Source organism: Kineococcus sp. G2, from assembly GCF_037154035.1.
Lineage (GTDB): Bacteria > Actinomycetota > Actinomycetes > Actinomycetales > Kineococcaceae > Kineococcus.
This window is the reverse complement of the sequence record NZ_JBBBEM010000107.1, coordinates 1-4593: the sequence shown is the minus strand read 5'-3', so window position 1 is coordinate 4593 and position 4593 is coordinate 1. Positions and strand designations below refer to the sequence as shown.

The 4593-nt window shown below is 69.1% G+C and carries 4 protein-coding genes; all 4 read right to left on the bottom strand.

Going from position 1 to position 4593, the window contains the following annotated elements; translation table 11 throughout:
* Positions 1-1799: hypothetical protein (locus V9U69_RS15390; protein ID WP_337062730.1), on the bottom strand; the 1799-nt coding region annotated here is incomplete at its 3' end.
* Positions 1799-2557 (bottom strand): type II secretion system protein, encoded by a 759-nt coding sequence (locus V9U69_RS15385; protein WP_337062729.1) that lies wholly within the window; start codon positions 2555-2557, stop codon positions 1799-1801. The genes V9U69_RS15390 and V9U69_RS15385, both read right to left, overlap by 1 nt.
* The gene (locus V9U69_RS15380; protein ID WP_337062728.1) at positions 2554-3822 is read right to left on the bottom strand and encodes a type II secretion system protein; all 1269 of its coding nucleotides are present in this window, start codon (positions 3820-3822) and stop codon (positions 2554-2556) included. The genes V9U69_RS15385 and V9U69_RS15380 overlap by 4 nt, the downstream gene beginning before the upstream one ends.
* Positions 3823-3904: 82 nt before the next feature.
* Positions 3905-4312 (bottom strand): type IV pilin protein, encoded by a 408-nt coding sequence (locus V9U69_RS15375; RefSeq protein ID WP_337062727.1) that lies wholly within the window; start codon positions 4310-4312, stop codon positions 3905-3907.
* Positions 4313-4593 lie beyond the last annotated feature (281 nt).

Sequence of the window (4593 nt, the reverse complement as noted above, 5' to 3'; positions counted from 1 at the left end):
CTGCCGGACAGTGCGACCGCACCGCGCTGCTTCTGGTAGATGCCACCGAACACGCTCAGCGTGCCCAGAGCAGCACCCCGGTCGTAGTTCTGCACGGTGAAGGAGTTGGACACCGAGAGCAGTGCTGCGTGCACCTCGATGTTCTGCACGGCCCCAGGGAGGTTAGCGTAGACGCTCGCGGTGTCGGCCCCGAAGTCGGACGCGTCGTTGACGCACGAACGACCGACGACGGTGGTGGCGCACCGCACGGGGTGGTAGATCTCGACGTTGCCGGTGCCGGCGATGAGCCCGAGGACGTCGGTGCCGGTCGTGCTGCGGCCGGAGACGTACGTGGTGTTGCCGGTGATGACGACACGGTCGGCGGATGCGATGGTGTAACGCCCCTTGACCCTGCCCTCGACGAAGACGTCTCCGGCGGTGCAGGAGTACGTGGTGACGTCCCCCTGGACCGGGTAGGTGCCGAGAACCCGGGGCCCCCCCGAAGCAGGATCGGTGCACTGGCCGGAGAAGGCGTCGACGTAGATGACACCACTGCTCGGCCCGGACACGGTCTGGGCCGCGCCCGAGGAGAGGTTGCTACCGCAAGCGGACGAACTGGTGGTGGTGCGCGGGCTGGTCACCGTGTACCCGCCACCGGCCTGGAAGACGATGCGTGTCGGTCCCGTGTACAAGCAGCCAGTGGCACCCGAGGCGACCGCGCGGATCTCACCGTTCGACGGCGGCAGGCTCACGTCCTCCTGGGTGACCGCGGGCTTCTGACCGTTCTGGTTGTACCCGGAGTAGCTGTTGCCCGGGGCGTCGCGCCAGGGCGCGTTCGCACGAGGCGCCGGGGAGTAGCTGGGTTGCCAGTACGTCTGCGCCGAACCGATGAACGTCGGCTTGCTCGCCGCGCTGCCGCCGAGCATCAGGGCGTCCTTGGAGTAGAGACGCCCGGAAATGACGTCCTGCGGTCCGAACTGGATGTCGCACGAACGCTGTGCGGTGCCGGAGTAGACGTTGCTTCGGTTGGTGTAGATGAGGTACGTCTCCACGAAGGGCGCCTCCTCGAAGGAGGTGCTGCTGTCGTACCTCGCCCGCCGCCCGTTTCCGCTGCGGTCGTCGTACCAGGTCCTGCTGCACCGCTCGGCATCGGCGACGCTCAGGCCGCCGTACTCGATCTTCGTCCCCCACTCCGTGCACCCGCCCCACCACGAGGATGCGAGGCACACGCGGTTGCGCGCGAAGTCCTCGGTCAGGGGCACGACTCGGGCGCCGAAGCGGGAGCGCATGGTGCTCGGAGAGGGAGCCTCCCGCTCCGTGTAGTAGATGTACTGCAGGAAGCCCTGCTTGCTGAGCTCGATCGTCACGGTGCGCTGCTGGCCGCCGACGTCACCGGTCGACCGGAGGCGGATGCGACCGGGCGTGGCGGTTCCGTCCGGTGCGCTGAGGACGTCGTACGTGAACTTCGCCCGGCCAGACCCGTCGGTACCTGGAACAGAGGCCCAGCTGAGCAGCGCGGGACTGTCCGTGCTGCCTGGGCACGCCCGGGCGAAGGACTGCCCGGTCACGGCCCTGAGCTCCTCGTCGCGGGCATCGCGCCAGTAGGCGTCGCAGGCGTTGAGCCGGGTGACGAAGTCGTCGACGCCGGTCTGCGCAGCAGCGAGAGCAGCCTGGGAGTCGGCGTTCTCACGGCTCGGCTTGAGGTTGGACATCGCGATGGTGATGGTCGTGGCGACGACGATGGCCACGACCATCATGGTGATCATCACGAAGGCGAGGGCGTAACCCTCGTCGCCGTCGCGATGGACGTTCCTTCTCATCACGATTGCCCCACGGGATTGACGAAGCTGACGTAGTTGCTGAACGTGGCGGGGCCACCGGTCTCACCGATCGGGGGTGTGACGGTGACCTGGACTCGCACACCGGACACGGCGTCCAGACCGGCGCCCGTGACTGCGCCACTGGCATCCACGGGCAGCGTGGACTCGGGGAACTGCTGCCCGTCCCTGGGGCCCGACGCGACGTCGTCGACCAGGTACCCGGTGAAGATCCTGCCGGTGGGGGCGCTGACACGGTGCGCCACCGCGCGCGAGGAGTTGGGCCGGCTCGGCCAGATGAGGCTGCCGTCGGAGCCCACACCGGTCGAGGTCCAGCGCTCCTCACGCAGCACCGGGTCGGCAGGATCGGAGGCGTCGAGGTACAGACGGACCTTGGTGGGACGCTTGTCGTCCGCCCGCGTGACCCCGATGGCGGACAGGTTCGCCAGGAAGACCACCTCGGTGGGGGTGAGAACGGAGAAGGCGCGGACCGTCGGACCAGGGGCGGCGTTGCTGCCCTGCGGAGGAACCGGGGTGTACCGGGTCGCCGTGCGCAGCAGGGTGGCGGTGTCGTCCAGCGCAACCCGCGCCTGGGCTGCACGCTCCTGACGGCCGTCGGCGAGTCGGGTGGTGTTGAACGCTTGTGTCATGGTGAGCATGACGACGGTCGAGAGGACACCCGCGACCAGCATGGCCACGAGCACCTCCACGAGGGTGACTCCTTCATCCGCCGGCGCACCGGCGTGGCGGGCGGCGGTCACGGCGCGGTCACCTCGATCGCCCGGGTGGTCAGGGGGCCGACGTCCACGGACGTTCGATAAGTGGCGTTGGCTTCGGTCGCGGACACGCTGACGCGCCAGGAACCGGCGGGGACCGCGATCCTGCCCGGACCGCTGGTGGTGATGCCGGTGAGCTGGTACTTCTCATTGGGGTCGTTGACGTTGACGACCCAGACGCTTCCGGCCACCGCCCGACCCCCCTTCTTCAGGACGATGTCCAGCCCGCCCAGCCCTGGAACGTTCACAGGCGTCGGCTGTCCCGGGAGGGGCTGAATCGTGGCGACCGTCCGCGGTGAGGCGGTGCAGTTGCCGCACCCGCCGGCCGCTGCCCGGTACCCGCTGGTGCGCGGGAAGAGCCCCTGCACGTTCCAGGTGGCGCGGTCGCTCCCGGCGCCGCTCTGGTCGGCGCACACCGTGCTCGTGGAGGAGCAGGCTGCCAGGACCAGGGGCGCACCCTGCGCGTCCCCGTTGAAGAGGGTCACGGGCACGCCCGCGGGCACGGGGTACCCGGCCGGCACGGGGGCGGTGATGACGGGTGTGGACGCACGGTCCCACTGGAAGCCGGGGTGCTTGGTGACCTGCTTCGCGACCACGGTCGTCACCACGGCGGTGGTGGGTGCGTGCCGGGGGTCGACGAAGCCGGACTGCCGGAGCTCGGCGCGGTAGCCGGCGCCGGCCTCGAGGTTCGAGAAGGCCACGCAGCCGTCGGCACCCGTGGCACGGGTGGCCAGAGCCACGCCGTCGCGGCTGAGCGCGACGGGGGAGCCGGCGAGAGGACGACTCTCTCGGTCGACGACCTTGAGGGTGAGGGTTCCGCGGGTGCTGGAGGAACCGGTGATCGGCAGGTTGCGGTAGGTGTCGGAACGGACCGGAGCGACGTCGCCCATGCCGTCCCAGGTGACCGTGACGGTGACCCGCTTGAGGGCTTCCGCACCACTGGCGCCGTCACAGGCGGACCCACCCACGTCAGCGGTCTGGGAGTCGACGGTCGTCGTCACGTGGTAGGTCATCTTGCCGCGCTGCACCTCGACCGAGGCGTCCGCCAGGGTGCTCGGGTCGGCGTCACGGGCGAGCTCGATCTGCTCGGCGGCCAGGTTGGTCGCCTGCACGCGACCCTCGCTGGCCGCAGCAGCCCGGATCGCCGTCGTGAGGGCGACCGCAACGGTGGTGCCGAGGATGACGAACAGCACAGAGGCGACGATGACCTCGACGAGCGTGAAACCCGCGTCCCGACGGTCGTCCTCCACCACTGCAACTCCTCGGTCGTGTTGTCTAGGGGTCGTGCGGACGGGGGAGGCCCAGTGGGCCTCCCCCGTCAGTGGTTCACCGTCAGGCGCAGGTGGTGTTCGCCGGCGAGCCGGTCGCGCTGTTGAAGCTCCAGTACTTGCTGTTGTCGTCGCCGGAGGCGCCCTGCAGCTTGTCGCTGGTGAGACCCAGGCAGTAACCCGTGGCGTCAGCCGAGGTAATTGCGATGACGTTCCCGTCAGACTCCTTGAACATCTCTGCAGTAGCAGTGGTCGGGTAAGTACCAGTCTCACCGAACTGCTCTTCCATCACCGTGGCGGCGTTGCGCAGGTCGGACTGGGCCGAGCGCGCCCACGCCTTCTCGCGCTGGTTCAGGAAGGTCGGGATGGCGATGGCGGCCAGGATGCCGATGATGACGATGACGACGAGGAGCTCGATCAGGGTGAAGCCCTGCTCCTTGTCCTCGGTGGCCTTGCGGATGCGAGCGAGCATGGACGCTCCCCTTCTGGATCGTGAGCCGCTCGCGGTTCGCGCACCGTGGCCGGTGTGGCGGCTCTGTACTCAACCCATCGGACCGGTCGGCGACGCCCTTGAGCACCTGGTGACCGCTTCACCCCCCTGGAGCAGCGACCGGCCGCGGGGACGGCGACGGCCCGTGAGCGCGGGAGCGCTCACGGGCCGGCTGCGGGGGCGTTGGGGCCTACTTGATCTGGTCCATGATGCTGAACATGGGCATGTAGAGGGCGATGACCATGGAGCCGATGACGCTGCCC

What these genes read in the sequence shown, in the direction of transcription:
- V9U69_RS15375 (WP_337062727.1), bottom strand. Translation starts at nt 4,312, where the DNA reads ATGCTCGCTCGCATCCGCAAGGCCACCGAGGACAAGGAGCAGGGCTTC.